Source organism: Klebsiella sp. D5A, assembly GCF_001620885.1.
Taxonomy (GTDB): Bacteria; Pseudomonadota; Gammaproteobacteria; order Enterobacterales; family Enterobacteriaceae; genus Klebsiella; species Klebsiella variicola.
In genome coordinates this window covers 20385-36721 of the sequence record NZ_LOAR01000012.1, presented here as the reverse complement: position 1 = coordinate 36721, position 16337 = coordinate 20385, and the positions used below count along the sequence as shown (strand labels likewise).

Below are 16337 nucleotides of genomic sequence, written 5' to 3'. Positions count from 1 at the left end.
CAGGATATGAGTACGACTGAGAGCATTGCATCCAGCCAGACAAGCCTTTCGTCCTGGCGTAAATCTGACACCACCTGGACCCTGGGCCTGTTTGGCACCGCTATCGGCGCCGGGGTGCTGTTTTTCCCTATTCGCGCTGGCTTCGGCGGGCTGATCCCGATCCTGGTGATGCTGGTGCTGGCCTATCCCATCGCCTTTTATTGCCATCGGGCGCTGGCCCGGCTATGCCTGTCGGGGGCTAACCCCTCCGGCAATATCACCGAAACGGTGGAAGAGCATTTTGGCAAAACCGGCGGGGTGGTGATCACCTTTCTGTACTTCTTCGCCATTTGCCCGCTGCTGTGGATTTATGGCGTCACGATCACCAATACCTTTATGACCTTCTGGGAGAACCAGCTGCAGATGCCGGCCCTCAACCGCGGGGTGGTGGCGCTGCTCCTGCTGCTGCTGATGGCGTTTGTCATCTGGTTTGGTAAAGACCTGATGGTCAAGGTGATGAGCTATCTGGTGTGGCCGTTTATCGCCAGCCTGGTGGTGATCTCCCTGTCCCTGATCCCTTACTGGAATAGCGCGGTGATTGACCAGGTCAACCTCAGCGATATCGCCTTAACCGGTCACGACGGCATTCTGGTGACGGTATGGCTGGGCATCTCCATCATGGTGTTCTCCTTTAACTTCTCGCCGATCGTCTCCTCGTTTGTGGTCTCCAAACGCGAAGAGTATGAAGCGCAGTTTGGCCGGGAGTATACCGAACGCAAATGCTCACAGATCATCTCCCGGGCCAGCATGCTGATGGTGGCGGTGGTGATGTTCTTCGCCTTCAGCTGCCTGTTTACCCTCTCGCCGCAGAACATGGCGGACGCCAAGGCGCAGAATATCCCGGTGCTATCCTATCTGGCGAACCACTTTGCCTCGATGTCGGGCACCAAATCCACGTTTGCCACCCTGCTGGAGTATGGCGCGTCGATCATCGCCCTGGTGGCCATCTTCAAATCGTTCTTCGGCCACTATCTCGGCACCCTCGAGGGGCTGAACGGTCTGATCCTGCGCTTCGGCTATAAAGGGGATAAAACCCGGGTCTCCAGCGGCAAGCTCAATACCCTGAGCATGGTGTTCATCATGGGCTCGACCTGGGTGGTGGCGTATGCCAACCCCAATATCCTCGACCTGATTGAGGCCATGGGCGCGCCGATTATCGCCTCGCTGCTGTGCCTGCTGCCGATGTACGCCATTCGTAAAGCGCCTTCGCTGGCCAAATACCGTGGACGTCTCGATAACCTCTTTGTGACCGCCATTGGTCTGCTGACCATCCTCAACATCGTTTACAAACTGTTCTAATCCGGCTCAGGCCACGCGGAGTACAACATGACTGAATTTCCGGTAGTACTGGTGATCAACTGCGGCTCGTCGTCGATCAAATTTTCCGTCCTGGACGCCGCCAGCTGCGACTGCCTGCTGAACGGCGTGGCCGAGGGCATCAACGCGGAACGGGCGTTTCTCTCGCTCAACGGCGGCGAGCCGGTGGCGCTGGCGCAGCGCGGCTATGAAGGCGCCCTGCAGGCGATTGCCGGAGCATTAGCCCAACGCGACCTTATCGACAGCGTGGCCCTGATTGGCCACCGCGTCGCCCACGGCGGCGACCTCTTCACCGAGTCGGTCATTATTAGCGAGGAGGTTATCAATAACATTCGCCAGGTATCATCCCTGGCCCCGCTGCATAACTACGCCAGTCTCAGCGGCATCGCCTCGGCGCAGCGGCTGTTCCCGCACGTGATGCAGGTGGCGGTCTTTGATACCAGCTTTCACCAGACCCTGGCCCCGGAAGCTTTTCTCTATGGTCTGCCGTGGGAGTATTACCAGAACCTCGGGGTACGCCGCTACGGTTTCCACGGTACCTCGCACCGCTATGTGTCCCGGCGCGCCCTGGCGCTGCTCGGGTTGCCGGAGCAGGAGAGCGGTCTGGTGATCGCCCACCTGGGCAATGGCGCCTCGATCTGCGCGGTGCGCAACGGCCGCAGCGTGGACACCTCGATGGGAATGACGCCGCTGGAGGGGCTGATGATGGGCACCCGCAGCGGCGATGTCGACTTCGGCGCCATGGCGTGGATTGCCGGGGAGACCCGGCAGACCCTCAGCGACCTGGAGCGGGTGGCCAACACCGCCTCCGGCCTGCTGGGGATCTCCGGCCTTTCCTCCGACCTGCGGGTGCTGGAGCAGGCGTGGCATGAGGGCCATGCCCGCGCCCGCCTGGCAATTAAAACCTTTGTCCATCGCATCGCCCGTCATATTGCCGGTCACGCCGCGGCGCTGCAGCGTCTCGACGGCATTATTTTCACCGGCGGGATTGGCGAGAACTCGGTGCTAATCCGTCGGCTGGTGAGCGAGCGGCTGGCAGTCTTTGGCCTTGAGATGGACGTCGCCCGCAACCAACAGCCGAATTCGGTCGGCGAACGCCTGATCTCCGCCGACGCCAGCCGGGTGCGCTGCGCGGTTATACCTACCAATGAAGAGCGCATGATTGCCCTCGATGCGATCCGCTTAGGGCGGATCCACACGGCGGCGGCGCTGGCCTGACTTTTTATTCTGTAGAGAGACGATGTTCATGAAAGTAGATATCGACACCCACGACGCACAATACGCCGACGCCTGGCAGGGCTTTCGCGGTACGGCGTGGCAAACGCAGATCGACGTCCGCGACTTTATTCAGCATAACTACACCCCTTACGAGGGCGATGAGTCTTTCCTCGCCGACGCGACGCCAGCGACCACCGCCCTCTGGGAGCAGGTGATGGCCGGGATCCGCGTCGAGAACGCCACCCATGCGCCGGTGGATTTCGACACCAATGTCGCCACCTCCATCACCGCCCACGCGGCGGGCTATATCAACCAGCCGCTGGAAAAGATCGTCGGCCTGCAAACGGACCAGCCGCTGAAGCGCGCCCTGCATCCTTTTGGCGGCATCAATATGATCAAAAGCGCCTTCGAGGCCTATGGCCGCGAAATGGATCCCGCCTTTGAGTATCAGTTTACGGCGCTGCGCAAGACCCACAATCAGGGGGTATTTGACGTCTATTCCCCGGATATGCTGCGCTGTCGCAAGTCGGGGGTGCTGACCGGGCTGCCGGACGGCTATGGCCGCGGACGGATCATCGGCGATTACCGCCGCGTCGCGCTGTACGGCATCCGCTATCTGGTTCGCGAACGTGAGCTGCAGTTTGCCGACCTGCAGCCAGCCCTTGAGCGCGGCGAGGCGCTGGAGGCCACCCTGCGCCTGCGCGAAGAGCTGGCCGAACAGCGGCGCGCGCTGCAGCAGATGCAGGAGATGGCGGCCCGCTACGGCTGCGATATCGCCCACCCGGCGCGCACTGTCCGGGAGGCGGTGCAGTGGCTGTACTTCGCCTACCTGGCGGCGGTGAAGTCGCAGAACGGCGGTGCCATGTCGCTGGGGCGCACGGCCACCTTCCTCGACATCTATATCGAACGCGATCTGCGGGCGGGTCGGCTCAATGAACAGCAGGCCCAGGAGCTCATTGACCACTTCATCATGAAGATCCGCATGGTGCGTTTCCTGCGCACCCCGGAATTTGACACGCTGTTCTCCGGGGATCCCATCTGGGCGACGGAGGTGCTGGGCGGTATGGGGCTGGATGGCCGCACCCTGGTCAGTAAAACCACCTTCCGTTACCTGCATACCCTGCACACCATGGGGCCGGCGCCGGAGCCCAACCTGACCGTGCTCTGGTCGCAGGCGCTGCCGGTGGCGTTTAAAAAATATGCCGCCCGGGTCTCTATCGCCACCTCGTCGCTGCAGTATGAGAACGACGATCTGATGCGCAGCGATTTTCACAGCGACGACTACGCCATCGCCTGCTGCGTTAGCCCGATGGTGATCGGCAAGCAGATGCAGTTCTTCGGCGCCCGCGCCAATCTCGCCAAAACGCTGCTCTACGCGATTAACGGCGGGGTGGATGAGAAACTGAAGATCCAGGTGGGGCCGAAAACCGACCCTCTGCGTGATGAGGTGCTGGACTATGACACCGTGATGGCGAGCCTCGACCACTTTATGGACTGGCTGGCGGTGCAGTACATCAGCGCGCTGAACATCATCCATTGTATGCATGATAAGTACAGCTACGAGGCGGCGCTGATGGCCCTGCACGACCGCGACGTCTACCGCACGATGGCCTGCGGCATCGCCGGCCTGTCGGTGGCGGCGGATTCGCTGTCGGCGATAAAGTACGCCCGGGTGAAGCCGGTGCGCGATCACCACGGGCTGGCGGTGGACTTTGTCATTGAAGGCGACTATCCGCAGTACGGCAACAACGACGATCGGGTCGATGCCATCGCCTGCGACCTGGTGGAGCGCTTTATGCGCAAAATTCAGGCGCTCCCCACCTGGCGTCAGGCGGTGCCGACCCAGTCGATCCTGACCATCACCTCCAACGTGGTGTACGGGCAGAAAACCGGCAACACGCCGGACGGACGTCGGGCGGGGACGCCGTTCGCCCCGGGGGCCAATCCGATGCATGGCCGCGACCGCAAAGGGGCGGTGGCGTCGCTGACTTCGGTGGCGAAACTGCCGTTTACCTACGCCAAAGATGGCATCTCGTATACCTTCTCCATCGTGCCGGCGGCTCTCGGCAAAGCCCCGTCGGCGCAGGAAAACAACCTGGTGGGGCTGCTGGACGGCTACTTCCACCACGAGGAGACGGTGGAGGGGGGACAGCATCTTAACGTCAATGTGCTGAACCGGGAAAAGCTGCTCGATGCGATAGAACTCCCGGAGCAGTATCCGAATCTGACGATCCGCGTCTCCGGCTATGCGGTCCGCTTTAACGCGCTGACCCGCGAGCAGCAGCAGGATGTGATCTCCCGAACGTTCACCAGTCAACTCTGAGCGGCCGCCAGGCCACAGGAGAGCCTTTAACGGGCTCTCCTGTTATCATCTTCACATTACCGCAACAAAATAATCACCACTGTTGATCATATTCGCATTTTTGCACCACGCTGGCGCGCAGCGACCGCTAACTGCATCTATGTTTAGCTCACGGGCCGGTACGGATACCGCGTTGTCCGGCTCGCCACGTGATGGCAACCGATCTCCTGACCTGAAAGGGAATGCGCCCTTGCCGGATGCGGCACGGGTTGCCGTCGCGTGCGCACTGACCGGGGCGTCCGCGCTCCGGCGCGACCTCTCTACCTGGCGGGATTTTTGCTTCTTCCACCCTGGCCGTCCTGGCGCTGCGCCAACGTCGGCACCACACGGTAAGTGATATTTTCTGCGTCATTCCATGACGCCAGGCTTTACATCGCTGAGGAATATCCGAATGTCTTTGAAACTGAAAACAATGACGCTTCATGTTGTGATAGCAGGTTGTATGAGCATGGCCTTTTACGCCCAGGCAGACGTGAAGATCGGCGTCGCCGGGCCCTTTACCGGACCCAACGCCACCTACGGCGCCCAGTACTGGAAGGGGGCTTCACAGGCGGTGGCCGATATCAATGCCGCCGGCGGTATCAAAGGCGAAAAGATTGTGCTGGTGCAGGGGGATGACGCGTGCGAACCGAAGCAGGCGGTGGCGGTGGCCAACCGGCTGGTGGACGAAGCGAAAGTCTCCGCCGTGGTGGGGCACTTTTGCTCTTCCTCAACGATGCCGGCCTCCGAGGTATATGACGAAGCCGGGATCCTGACCATTACCCCCGGCTCGACCAACCCGCAGATCACCGAGCGCGGCATGAAGGACCTTTTCCGCATGTGTGGTCGTGACGATCAGCAGGGGGCGATTGCCGCCAACTATATGCTGGACGTGCTGAAGGCGAAGAAAATTGCCGTCATCCACGATAAAGACACCTATGGTCAGGGGCTGGCCGATGCCACCCGCGCGGCGCTGGCGAAGCGGGGCACCAAAGAAGTGTTGTACGAAGGCCTCTCCCGCGGTGAAAAAGACTTTAACGCCCTGGTGACCAAGATCGGCGCCCTCAAGCCGGACGTGGTCTACTTTGGCGGCTGTCATCCGGAAGCGGGCCCGCTGGTGCGTCAGATGCGCGAGCAGGGGGTGCAGGCCAAATTCTTCTCCGGCGACTGTATCGTCACCGAGGAGCTGGTGACGGCCGCCGGCGGGCCGCAGTTCACCAACGGCGTGCTGATGACCTTTGGTCAGGATCCACGCACTCTCCCGGAAGGCAAAGCGGTGATCGAGAAGTTCCGCGCCAGCGGCTTTGAACCAGAAGGCTATACCCTCTACGCCTACGCCTCCATTCAGGCTATTGCCGCGGCCTGGAACGCCGTGGGTACCGATAACGCCAAAGCCAGCGACTGGCTGAAGAGCCACGATGTCGAGACGGTAATGGGCAAGAAAGCCTGGGATGGCAAAGGCGACCTCAAGGTGTCCGACTACGTGGTCTATCAGTGGGACGACAAGGGCAAATATCATCAGCTCTGATCGGCCACGACCTGAGGACGCTCTGTCCTTTTGACTTGCGAATCGTCACACGGCGGCGGTCGACCGGGAACGGAACCCGGCGGCCGTCTGCCTGGCGGCTGGAGGGGCTATGACGGCGTTTTTTCTGCAACAACTGATCAATGGGCTGACGCTGGGCGCAGTGTACGGCTTAATCGCCATCGGCTACACCATGGTGTATGGGATCATCGGCATGATCAACTTCGCCCACGGCGAGGTGTATATGGTCTCCGCCTATCTGTGCGCCATCGGCCTGGCGCTGCTCTCTTTCTTCGGGATCCACTCCTTTCCGCTGCTGATTTTCGCCACCCTGGTGTTCACCATCGTGGTCACTGGCGTATATGGCTGGGCGATCGAGCGCATCGCCTACCGGCCGCTGCGCAACTCGACGCGGCTGGCGCCGCTGATCTCGGCTATCGGAATGTCGCTGATCCTGCAGAACTATGTCCAGCTGAGCCAGGGGCCGAACCAGCAGGGGATCCCGACGCTGCTCAGCGGCGCGCTGCGCATGACGGTGGGCGATGGGGTGGTGCAGATCACCTGGACCAAGGTGTTTATTCTCGTCGCGGCGCTGGTGGGGATGCTGACCCTGACCTGGATTATCCAGTACACCCGGCTGGGGCGCATCTGTCGCGCTACCCAGCAGGACCGGCGTATGGCGGCGATCCTTGGCATCAATACCGACCGGGTGATCTCCCTGGTGTTTGTCATCGGCGCGGCGATGGCCGGTCTGGCCGGCGTGCTGGTGACCATGAACTACGGCACCTTCGACTTCTATATCGGATTTATTATCGGCATCAAAGCCTTCACCGCCGCGGTGCTGGGCGGGATCGGCTCGCTGCCTGGCGCGATGCTAGGCGGACTGCTGCTCGGGGTGGCCGAAGCCCAGTTCGCCGGGCTGGTGAATTCGGATTACAAAGATGTCTTTTCCTTTGCGCTGCTGGTGGCGATCCTGATTTTTCGCCCGCAGGGGCTGCTGGGACGTCCGCTGGTGGCCAAGGTCTAAGGAGGCTTTATGGGTGAATTTACGCGCCAGCCTGCGCGGGATATCAAAAGCGCGCTGATCGACAGCGTGCTGGCCGGTCTTTGCGCGTTAATTGTCTTTGGCCCGATCGTCGGCGTGGTGCTCAAAGGGTATGGTTTTACCCTCGCGCCCGCGCGGGTGGCGATCCTCGTGGCGGTGGTGATGGCCGGCAGGCTGGCGCTCAGCCTGCTGCTGCAGAGCCGTCGGGGAAAAGCCTTTATTGCCCGCTTTGAGGGGGCGGATGACGGGGTGTACGTCCGGCCGCCGGGCTACCGCTCGCGGCTGCGCTGGATAATACCGCTGCTGGTGGGGCTGGCCATTGTCTTTCCGTTTCTCGCCACAAAATATCTGCTGACCGTGGCCATTCTTGGGCTGATCTACGTTCTGCTTGGCCTGGGGTTGAATATTGTGGTGGGCCTCGCGGGTCTGCTCGATCTGGGCTATGTGGCGTTTTACGCCATCGGCGCCTACGGCCTGGCGCTGGGCTACCAGTACCTGGGCCTCGGCTTCTGGGCGATGCTGCCGCTGGGGGCGGTGATGGCGGCCCTCGCCGGGGCGTTGCTGGGCTTTCCGGTGCTGCGCATGCATGGCGACTACCTGGCCATCGTCACCCTCGGCTTTGGCGAAATCATTCGCCTGGTGCTTAACAACTGGGTGAGCTTCACCGGGGGGCCCAACGGCGTACCGGTGCCGTCGCCCACGCTGTTTGGCCTCGAGTTTACCCGCCGGGCCAGGGATGGCGGCATCCCTATCCATGAGTTTTTCCACGTCAGCTACAACCCCAACCTGAAATTCATCTTTCTCTACGCCGTGCTGTGCCTGGTGGTGATGCTGGTGCTGCTGGTGAAACATCGTCTGACGCGGATGCCCATCGGCCGCGCCTGGGAGGCGCTGCGCGAGGATGAGATCGCCTGTCGGGCGATGGGGCTCAACCACGTGCTGGTGAAGCTCTCGGCGTTTATGCTCGGCGCGTCGACCGCCGGCATCGCCGGGGTGTTCTTCGCCAGCTATCAGGGGTTTGTTAACCCGACGTCGTTCACCTTTTTTGAGTCGGCGCTGATCCTGGCGATTGTGGTGCTGGGGGGAATGGGCTCCACCCTGGGGGTAGTGCTGGCGGCGTTTGTCCTGACGGTCACCCCGGAGCTGCTGCGCGGTTTTGACGAATATCGGGTGCTGCTGTTCGGCGTGCTGATGGTGGTGATGATGATCTGGCGGCCGCGCGGCCTGGTGCGCACCAGCCGCAGCGGGGTTGCGTTGCGAAAAGGAGTCGCGCCATGACCGACAGCATCTTACGCGTTGAGCATCTGATGATGCATTTCGGCGGCATCAAAGCGCTGAATGATGTCAATCTGGAGGTGGAGCGGGGGTCGATCACCGCCCTGATCGGCCCCAACGGCGCGGGCAAGACCACGGTGTTTAACTGCCTGACCGGTTTTTACCGGGCGACGGGGGGGAGCATCGTGCTGCGGGCGCGGGAAAAGGTTACCGATGTCATTCAGGTGCTGGGGCAGAAGCTTCACCCGGACGATTTTCTCCACCCGGCGCAGCTGGGGCGGCGGATCTATTACAAGATGTTCGGTGGCACCCATCTGGTGAACCGCGCTGGCCTGGCGCGCACCTTCCAGAATATACGTTTATTCCGCGAGATGTCGGTGATTGAGAACCTGCTGGTGGCCCAGCATACCCAGGTTAACCGCCATCTGCTGGCCGGGATCCTCAATACTCGTGGGTATCGGCAGGCGGAGAGTCAGGCGCTGGATCGCGCTTTTTACTGGCTGGAGGTGGTGGAGATGGTGGACTGCGCCAACCGTCTGGCGGGGACCCTCTCCTATGGACAGCAGCGGCGGCTGGAGATCGCCCGCGCCATGTGTACCCGCCCGGAGATGATCTGTCTGGACGAGCCGGCCGCCGGCCTCAACCCGGTGGAAACCCAGGCGCTGAGCCGGATTATTCGCTTTCTGCGCCAGCAGCACGGCATCACGGTGCTACTGATCGAGCATGATATGGGGATGGTGATGGAGATTTCGGATCATATCATCGTCCTCGATCACGGGGACGTCATCGCCCGCGGCGTGCCGCAGGCGATCCAGGCTAACGCCAGCGTGATTGCCGCCTATCTTGGCGCTGAGGAAGAGGAGACGCGCCGATGAGCCAGCCATTGCTTGCCTTTAATGAGGTGGATGTCTTCTACGGGCCGATCCAGGCCCTGAAGCAGGTCTCCCTCACCGTCAACGAGGGAGAGACGGTGGCGCTGATCGGCGCCAACGGCGCCGGTAAATCAACGCTGCTGATGTCGGTCTTCGGCCAGCCGCGCATTGCCGGCGGGGAGATTTTCTATCGCGGGGAGGCGATCAGCCGGAAATCGACCCACTTTATCGCCAGTAACGGCATCGCCCAGGCCCCGGAAGGGCGGCGCATCTTTCCCGATATGACCGTCGAGGAGAACCTGCTGATGGGGACCATTGCCATTGGCAACCGCTATCAGGCCGAAGACAAGGCGCGGATGTATCAGCTGTTCCCCCGGCTGGAAGAACGGCGGGGACAGCGGGCGATGACCCTCTCCGGCGGCGAGCAGCAGATGCTGGCCATCGCCCGGGCGCTGATGAGCCGACCGCGCCTGCTGCTGCTGGATGAGCCAAGCCTGGGGCTGGCGCCGCTGGTGGTGAAGCAGATTTTTCAGATCCTGCGCGAGCTGACGGCCCAGGGGATGACGCTGTTTCTGGTGGAGCAGAATGCCCGCCATGCCCTTAACCTGTCGGACCGCGCCTATGTGATGGTGAACGGCCAGATCCGCCTGAGCGGCAGCGGCCAGGCGCTGCTCAACGACCCGGAGGTGCGTAAGGCATATCTGGGGATCAGCGGCTGAGGGGGTTATTCCCGCGGTTCGTTACGGGTTTTAATGTGCTGCCAGAAACGTTCGGCGGCCTGGTTAAGCCGCGAGCCGGAGCGGTAGAGCCAGGCGCCGATCGGCAGCGACAGGCGGTCATCGAGGATGGTCAGTCGGCCTTCGTCCAGCTCGCGCTGAATAGAGTATTGCGGCAGCCAGCCCACGCCATCGCCATTGAGGATCATGCGCTTGAGCAACTCGCTCATGGAAGAGACGAAGGTGAGGGAGAAGGTGATCTCCGGCGTGCGGTCGATCACCTGGTTCACCTGGCGCCCCATATAGCTGTCGTTGGCGTATTTCATCAGCGGCAGCACGCCGCGATGTAAATGAAACAGCGGGCGGCCATGTTCGTCGCAGGGGGAGACCAGGTGCAGGTAAGAATCAAAAATTTTATGATTAATAAACGGATAGTTCATTAATTCTTCATTATAGAAGGAGAGGATAAAATCGCTTTTTCCCTCTTTCAGGTTAAATACGGCGTCGTTGACGTTAATCGATTCAACATGAAAAGTCTTATTTTTACGGTCGGTGTAACCGGCGATGATTTCCGGCAGTAATAACACCGACAGCGAAGGGGCCGCGTCGATTCTTATTTTCTGGGTCGTGTTATTTAAACCCTTAATACGACTGATCTGAAAATCCATGTCATCGAGCATATTTCGCGCATAGCCGACAAAAATTTTCCCGCGGTTGGTCAATTGCAGGGGGTTGGCGCTACGATCGAAGATGCTGAATCCGAGGGAGGCCTCCAGCGACTGGATGCGTCGACTGAACGAGGACTGAGAGATGTTGCGGGCTTTGGCCGCCAGTGTAAAGCTGCGCGACTCCTCAAGGGCAATCACATCATACAGCCATTTAACTTCCAGATTTGCCAACACCGATCCAGTCCTCAAAAACGCAATAAAGGCTATGCAATTTTAGCATAGCGCATAGAAACTATGCAATTAACATAATTATCGACAGGTGTTAACATTTTTTGGAAAGTTGAGATTTATGAATGCATATCGGCGACCCTACATGAGCACGATATGAAATCGCGACTCACGGTTATTTATTGCTTTATTTTATTGTCCAGGACTTATCTTATTAAATCGCCGGCGACGATGACGAAAGCAATGAATAACCCAGGCCTCTTACCTTAAATAGTTTGTCAGGAGTTCCATGTCACAACAAATTGAATCAGTTAAAATGGCTCTGCAGGAGCTGGGGATTAATGCAAGCGGCGAATTCTTTTACAACCCTGATTACGATTTGCTTATTGCACATGAAACCGCTCCTGAGCTGACCGGCGCGGCCCGCGGCGTGATGACCGACTCTGGCGCCGTAGCTGTTGATACCGGGATCTTCACCGGCCGTTCACCGCGCGATAAATACATCGTCCGCGACGAACAGACTCGCGACACCGTCTGGTGGGCAGACTCCGGCCTCGGCCGCAATGACAACAAACCGTTATCGCCAGACGTGTGGCGCAGCCTGAAAAGCCTGGTCGCGGGCCAACTGAGCGGTAAAAAACTGTATGTCATCGACGCCTGGTGTGGCGCCAGCCCGGATACCCGCCTTGGCGTACGCTTCGTCACCGAGGTGGCGTGGCAGGCTCACTTTGTCAAAAACATGTTTATCGTGCCGAGCGCCGACGAGCTGGCCAGCTTTACGCCAGACTTCGTGGTGCTCAACGGCGCGGGCTGCACCAATGCCAACTGGCAGGCGCAGGGGATGAACTCCGAGAACTTCGTCGCCTTTAATCTCAGCGAGCGTATTCAGCTCATCGGCGGCACCTGGTACGGCGGCGAAATGAAGAAAGGGCTGTTCTCGGTCATGAACTACCTGCTGCCGCAGAAAGGCATCGCGTCGATGCACTGCTCGGCCAACCGTGGCGAAGCAGGGGATGTGGCGCTGTTCTTCGGCCTCTCCGGTACCGGTAAAACCACCCTGTCGACCGATCCGCATCGTCAGCTGATTGGCGATGACGAGCACGGCTGGGACGATGACGGCGTGTTTAACTTTGAAGGCGGCTGCTACGCCAAGACCATCAATCTCGACCCGCAGGCGGAGCCGGAGATTTATGGCGCCATCCGCCGCAATGCGCTGCTGGAAAACGTGGTGGTGCGCGCCGACGGTAGCGTGGATTATGCCGACGGCAGCAAAACCGAAAACACCCGCGTCTCCTATCCGCTGTCGCATATCGACAATATCGTCAAGCCGGTATCCCGCGCGGGCCATCCGTCGAAGGTGATTTTCCTTGCCGCCGATGCGTTTGGCGTCCTGCCGCCGGTCTCCCGTCTGACCACCGAGCAGATGCAGTACCATTTCCTGTCGGGTTTCACCTCGAAGCTGGCGGGTACCGAGCGCGGCATTACCCAGCCGACGCCGACCTTCTCCGCCTGCTATGGCGCGGCGTTCCTGCTGCTTCACCCAACCCAGTACGCCAGCGTCCTGGCGGCGAAGATGGCGGAATCCGGTGCGGAAGCCTGGCTGGTCAACACCGGCTGGAACGGCGAGGGCAAACGCCTGTCGCTGCGCGATACCCGCAGCATCATTAGCGCGATCCTCAACGGCACTACCGGCCCGCTGCGCGATGAGACCATCCCGGTGTTCGGTCTTGCGATCCCGCAGAGCATTCCAGGGGTAGACAGCGCGGTGCTGGATCCGCGTAATGGCTGGAGCTCAGCGGATAAGTGGCAGGAGAAGGCCGAGAGTCTGGCTCAGCTGTTTATGGATAACTTTAAGCAGTACAGCGATACCGAAGCGGGCGCGCGTCTGGCGCTGGCCGGTCCGCAGCTGCAGAATAGCGCGGTCGAAGCCTGATCCGCGGCCAGCAGGTCGACGCTAGGCGCCGACCTGCTGGCGAGCCGCTTTACTCCGCAAAGGCCCGCAGCGCATCGCCCGTGAGGCGATAACGCACCCACTCATCCTGCGGCTGCGCGCCAATGCTCAGATAGAAATCAATCGCCGGCTGGTTCCAGTCGAGCACGCTCCACTCCAGACGCCCGCACTGACGCTGTACAGCATATTGCGCGATGGTTTTCAGCAGCGCTTTTCCGGCGCCGATCCCGCGATAGTCGGGGGTCACGTACAGATCCTCCATATAGATACCATTGCGTCCAAGCCAGGTGGAATAGCTGGTGAAGAACACCGCGTAGCCCACCGCTTTGCCCGCCACCTCGCAGATCAGCGCTTCGGTTTTGCTGCCGCTGGCAAACAGCGTCTCTCTGATCTCCTCTGCCGTCGTCACCACCTCTTCAGGGGCTTTCTCGTAGACCGCGAGTTCATAAATCATGTCGTAAATAGCGGTGGCGTCGTCCGGGGTGGCCTGGCGGATCGTGATGCTCATGGGGCGTCCTGTATCAATAGTCAAAAGAGAGCAAAATTGCTGACCCTGAGGATAAGCGGTATTGTGAAAAGAATTAAGTGCAATGAAATCAGCAAACGATGAATATTATGCATCCTGTCCTGCGCCGGATTGACCTCAACCTGCTGCCAGTCTTTGACGCGGTCTATCGCTCCCGCTCGGTGCGCCTGGCGGCGGAAGAGCTGGCAATGAGCACCTCGGCGCTGAGCCATGCGCTTTCCCGGCTGCGCAGCGCCCTCAACGATCCGCTGTTCTATCGCGAAGGGCACCGGATGTGCCCCAGCGTCTATGCCAGCCAGCTGGCGCCCTCTATTGCTTCGGCGCTGAAGTTTCTCAACCAGGAGCTGACGCCGCCGGCGGCGTTTGTGCCGGCCGCCAGCACCGACTGCATGCAGATTGCGATCACCGATTTCACCGCGTTCTGCGTCTTTCCGACGCTGATGCACCACCTGCAGCGTGAGGCGCCCGGGCTGCGGTTTGAACTCCGTTATCTGCCCCACAGCCCGGCGCTGACCGAGCTGCTGGCGGGCGAGGTCGACCTGGCCCTCGGGTTCAATACCCCTGACGAGCCAGCCCATCCCGATCTTGAGGAGATTAACTGGCTGCGGGACGAATATGTGGTCATCAGCCAGGCCGACCGGACGGCGCTGACCCTGGACGCCTACCTTGCTGCCCGTCATCTGGTGGTGACCCCGTGGAATGAGCAGCAGGGGGTGCTGGACCGTGAGCTGGAGCGGCAGGGCTATTCGCGGCAGGTGGCGATGAAAACCCCCTCGATGCTGAGCGCGCCCTTCATTATTGAGCAGAGCGACCTGTTGATGGCGCTGCCCCGGCGAGCGGCGGAGACGATGGCCCGCGCCGCCCGGCTGACCATTTTCCCGCTGCCGTTTCCGGTTCCGCCGTTTGACGTCAAGATTTACGCCCACCAACGCAGCGGGAAACGCGAAGCTACCCGCTGGCTGATCGCTCTGTTGCAGACGCTGGTGGGGGAGTCCGCCGCTTCCGCTTCCTGACGCGCTTTGCGGCCGGCAGCGTGTATCCTCACCCCAGGCCAGGGTTTTTATGCCGTCAACCCACGGCGACGTACCCTGGCCTCGGTCACAAAACGGAAAACTGACTTTTTCGCCGTCACCCGCAGCGTGGTTAGCACGGTATGTGTTAAATGATTGTATGCAAAAGTAATGTTAATTAGTTAAATGTTATTCATGCGTAAAATGCATTAATGGATGCGTTTATTACGCTTATTTCGTTCCCGGTTCTGTTTCAGTCTTCAGCAACAGGCGCGCGACAACGCGTGGATAACAAACTGGAGACCTGCATGCATTCAACAACCTCACTGATGAGTACCCGTGACCGGATCGGCGCCATCCTGCGCGTCACGTCCGGTAACTTTCTCGAACAGTTCGACTTTTTCCTGTTCGGGTTTTATGCCACCTACATCGCACATACCTTTTTTCCGGCGAGCAGTGAATTCGCCTCGCTGATGATGACCTTCGCGGTCTTTGGCGCCGGCTTTTTGATGCGCCCCATCGGCGCTATCGTGCTTGGCGCCTACATCGACAAGGTGGGGCGGCGCAAGGGGCTGATCGTCACCCTGTCGATCATGGCCACCGGCACCTTTCTGATCGTGCTGATCCCCTCTTACCAGACCATTGGCCTGTGGGCACCGCTGCTGGTGCTGATCGGCCGTCTGCTGCAGGGCTTTTCCGCTGGCGCCGAGCTGGGCGGGGTGTCGGTCTATCTGGCCGAGATCGCCACGCCGGGCCGCAAAGGCTTTTACACCAGCTGGCAGTCGGGTAGTCAGCAGGTTGCCATTATGGTGGCGGCCGCGATGGGCTTTGCCCTCAACGCGGTGCTGGAGCAGAGCGCCATCAGCGACTGGGGCTGGCGCATTCCGTTCGTCTTCGGCTGCCTGATCGTTCCGTTCATTTTCATCCTGCGCCGTAAGCTGGAGGAGACCCAGGAGTTTACCGCCCGCCGCCATCATCTGGCGATGCGCCAGGTGTTCGCCACGCTGCTGGCGAACTGGCAGGTGGTTATCGCCGGGATGATGATGGTGGCGATGACCACCACCGCGTTCTATCTGATCACCGTCTATGCGCCGACCTTTGGTAAAAAGGTGCTGATGCTCAGCGCCTCTGACAGCCTGCTGGTTACGCTGCTGGTGGCGATTTCCAACTTCTTCTGGCTGCCGGTGGGCGGGGCGCTGTCTGACCGCTTTGGCCGCCGGCCGGTGCTGATTGCCATGACCCTGCTGGCGCTGGCTACCGCCTGGCCTGCACTGACCCTGCTGGCGAACGCGCCGAGCTTTTTGATGATGCTGAGCGTGCTGCTGTGGCTGTCGTTTATCTACGGCATGTACAACGGGGCGATGATCCCGGCGCTGACCGAAATTATGCCTGCCGAAGTGCGCGTGGCAGGTTTCTCGCTGGCCTACAGCCTGGCGACCGCGGTATTTGGCGGCTTCACGCCGGTGATTTCCACGGCGCTGATCGAGTATACCGGTGATAAAGCGTCTCCCGGCTACTGGATGAGCTTTGCCGCCATCTGCGGCCTGCTGGCCACCTGCTACCTCTATCGCCGTAGCGCCGTTGCGCTGCAGACGGCACGTTAATC

At 60.4% G+C, this 16337-nt stretch carries 14 protein-coding genes; 11 read left to right on the top strand and 3 right to left on the bottom strand.

The window, feature by feature from the left end; genetic code table 11:
- Positions 1-6: 6 nt before the first annotated feature.
- The 3 genes from tdcC to pflB are packed head-to-tail and all read left to right on the top strand — an operon-like array spanning position 7 to position 4897.
- Positions 7-1338, top strand: coding sequence for a threonine/serine transporter TdcC (tdcC, locus tag AS136_RS17740; protein WP_004200322.1), 1332 nt, complete (start codon positions 7-9; stop codon positions 1336-1338).
- 27 nt (positions 1339-1365) lie between these two features.
- Entirely contained in the window at positions 1366-2574 is a 1209-nt protein-coding gene (gene tdcD / locus AS136_RS17735; RefSeq protein WP_023322869.1) for a propionate kinase, read from the top strand.
- A gap of 28 nt (positions 2575-2602) precedes the next feature.
- The gene (gene pflB, locus AS136_RS17730; protein WP_063266897.1) at positions 2603-4897 is read left to right on the top strand and encodes a formate C-acetyltransferase; all 2295 of its coding nucleotides are present in this window, start codon (positions 2603-2605) and stop codon (positions 4895-4897) included.
- Positions 4898-4948: 51 nt separating this feature from the next.
- Here pflB and AS136_RS28760 read toward each other — a convergent pair whose 3' ends face one another.
- Positions 4949-5095 carry a hypothetical protein gene (locus AS136_RS28760; protein WP_004225356.1) on the bottom strand — a complete coding sequence of 49 codons (147 nt, stop codon included), beginning with the start codon at positions 5093-5095 and terminating at the stop codon, positions 4949-4951.
- 289 nt (positions 5096-5384) lie between these two features.
- On the opposite strand from AS136_RS28760, the gene AS136_RS17725 reads away from it, so the two are divergent.
- The 5 genes from AS136_RS17725 (at position 5385) to AS136_RS17705 (ending at position 10351) form a co-directional block, all read left to right on the top strand.
- A complete protein-coding gene (locus AS136_RS17725; RefSeq protein WP_162493310.1) occupies positions 5385-6443 on the top strand; it encodes a branched-chain amino acid ABC transporter substrate-binding protein in 1059 nt (352 codons plus the stop codon).
- Positions 6444-6552: 109 nt separating this feature from the next.
- Entirely contained in the window at positions 6553-7467 is a 915-nt protein-coding gene (locus AS136_RS17720; RefSeq protein ID WP_008804338.1) for an ABC transporter permease subunit, read from the top strand.
- 9 nt (positions 7468-7476) lie between these two features.
- Positions 7477-8763 carry a high-affinity branched-chain amino acid ABC transporter permease LivM gene (livM, locus tag AS136_RS17715; RefSeq protein ID WP_023322866.1) on the top strand — a complete coding sequence of 429 codons (1287 nt, stop codon included), beginning with the start codon at positions 7477-7479 and terminating at the stop codon, positions 8761-8763.
- Positions 8760-9635 carry an ABC transporter ATP-binding protein gene (locus AS136_RS17710; RefSeq protein WP_008804340.1) on the top strand — a complete coding sequence of 292 codons (876 nt, stop codon included), beginning with the start codon at positions 8760-8762 and terminating at the stop codon, positions 9633-9635. The genes livM and AS136_RS17710 overlap by 4 nt, the downstream gene beginning before the upstream one ends.
- A complete protein-coding gene (locus AS136_RS17705; RefSeq protein WP_008804341.1) occupies positions 9632-10351 on the top strand; it encodes an ABC transporter ATP-binding protein in 720 nt (239 codons plus the stop codon). The genes AS136_RS17710 and AS136_RS17705 overlap by 4 nt, the downstream gene beginning before the upstream one ends.
- Positions 10352-10356: 5 nt before the next feature.
- Here the strand turns inward: AS136_RS17705 and AS136_RS17700 are convergent, their stop codons facing one another.
- Positions 10357-11250, bottom strand: coding sequence for a LysR substrate-binding domain-containing protein (locus AS136_RS17700; protein ID WP_008804342.1), 894 nt, complete (start codon positions 11248-11250; stop codon positions 10357-10359).
- A gap of 283 nt (positions 11251-11533) precedes the next feature.
- Between AS136_RS17700 and pckA the strand changes: the two genes are divergently transcribed.
- Entirely contained in the window at positions 11534-13177 is a 1644-nt protein-coding gene (gene pckA, locus AS136_RS17695; protein WP_012967799.1) for a phosphoenolpyruvate carboxykinase (ATP), read from the top strand.
- Between the two features lie 49 nt (positions 13178-13226).
- Here pckA and AS136_RS17690 read toward each other — a convergent pair whose 3' ends face one another.
- Positions 13227-13703, bottom strand: coding sequence for a GNAT family N-acetyltransferase (locus tag AS136_RS17690; RefSeq protein ID WP_008804344.1), 477 nt, complete (start codon positions 13701-13703; stop codon positions 13227-13229).
- A gap of 98 nt (positions 13704-13801) precedes the next feature.
- Here AS136_RS17690 and AS136_RS17685 point away from each other — a divergent pair, with 98 nt between their 5' ends.
- Both AS136_RS17685 and tcuC read left to right on the top strand, forming a co-directional pair.
- Positions 13802-14734, top strand: a complete 933-nt coding sequence (locus AS136_RS17685) for a LysR family transcriptional regulator (protein ID WP_022066199.1) — start codon at positions 13802-13804, stop codon at positions 14732-14734.
- Between the two features lie 305 nt (positions 14735-15039).
- Entirely contained in the window at positions 15040-16335 is a 1296-nt protein-coding gene (tcuC, locus tag AS136_RS17680; RefSeq protein ID WP_032432118.1) for an MFS transporter, read from the top strand.
- Positions 16336-16337 lie beyond the last annotated feature (2 nt).

Coding starts and splice junctions, on each gene's coding strand:
- tcuC (WP_032432118.1), top strand. CDS start 15,040: ATGCATTCAACAACCTCACTGATGAGTACCCGTGACCGGATCGGCGCC.
- pckA (WP_012967799.1), top strand. CDS start 11,534: ATGTCACAACAAATTGAATCAGTTAAAATGGCTCTGCAGGAGCTGGGG.
- AS136_RS17710 (WP_008804340.1), top strand. CDS start 8,760: ATGACCGACAGCATCTTACGCGTTGAGCATCTGATGATGCATTTCGGC.
- AS136_RS17725 (WP_162493310.1), top strand. CDS start 5,385: ATGGCCTTTTACGCCCAGGCAGACGTGAAGATCGGCGTCGCCGGGCCC.
- AS136_RS17705 (WP_008804341.1), top strand. CDS start 9,632: ATGAGCCAGCCATTGCTTGCCTTTAATGAGGTGGATGTCTTCTACGGG.
- tdcC (WP_004200322.1), top strand. CDS start 7: ATGAGTACGACTGAGAGCATTGCATCCAGCCAGACAAGCCTTTCGTCC.
- tdcD (WP_023322869.1), top strand. CDS start 1,366: ATGACTGAATTTCCGGTAGTACTGGTGATCAACTGCGGCTCGTCGTCG.
- livM (WP_023322866.1), top strand. CDS start 7,477: ATGGGTGAATTTACGCGCCAGCCTGCGCGGGATATCAAAAGCGCGCTG.
- AS136_RS17685 (WP_022066199.1), top strand. CDS start 13,802: ATGAATATTATGCATCCTGTCCTGCGCCGGATTGACCTCAACCTGCTG.
- AS136_RS17720 (WP_008804338.1), top strand. CDS start 6,553: ATGACGGCGTTTTTTCTGCAACAACTGATCAATGGGCTGACGCTGGGC.
- AS136_RS17690 (WP_008804344.1), bottom strand. CDS start 13,703: ATGAGCATCACGATCCGCCAGGCCACCCCGGACGACGCCACCGCTATT.
- pflB (WP_063266897.1), top strand. CDS start 2,603: ATGAAAGTAGATATCGACACCCACGACGCACAATACGCCGACGCCTGG.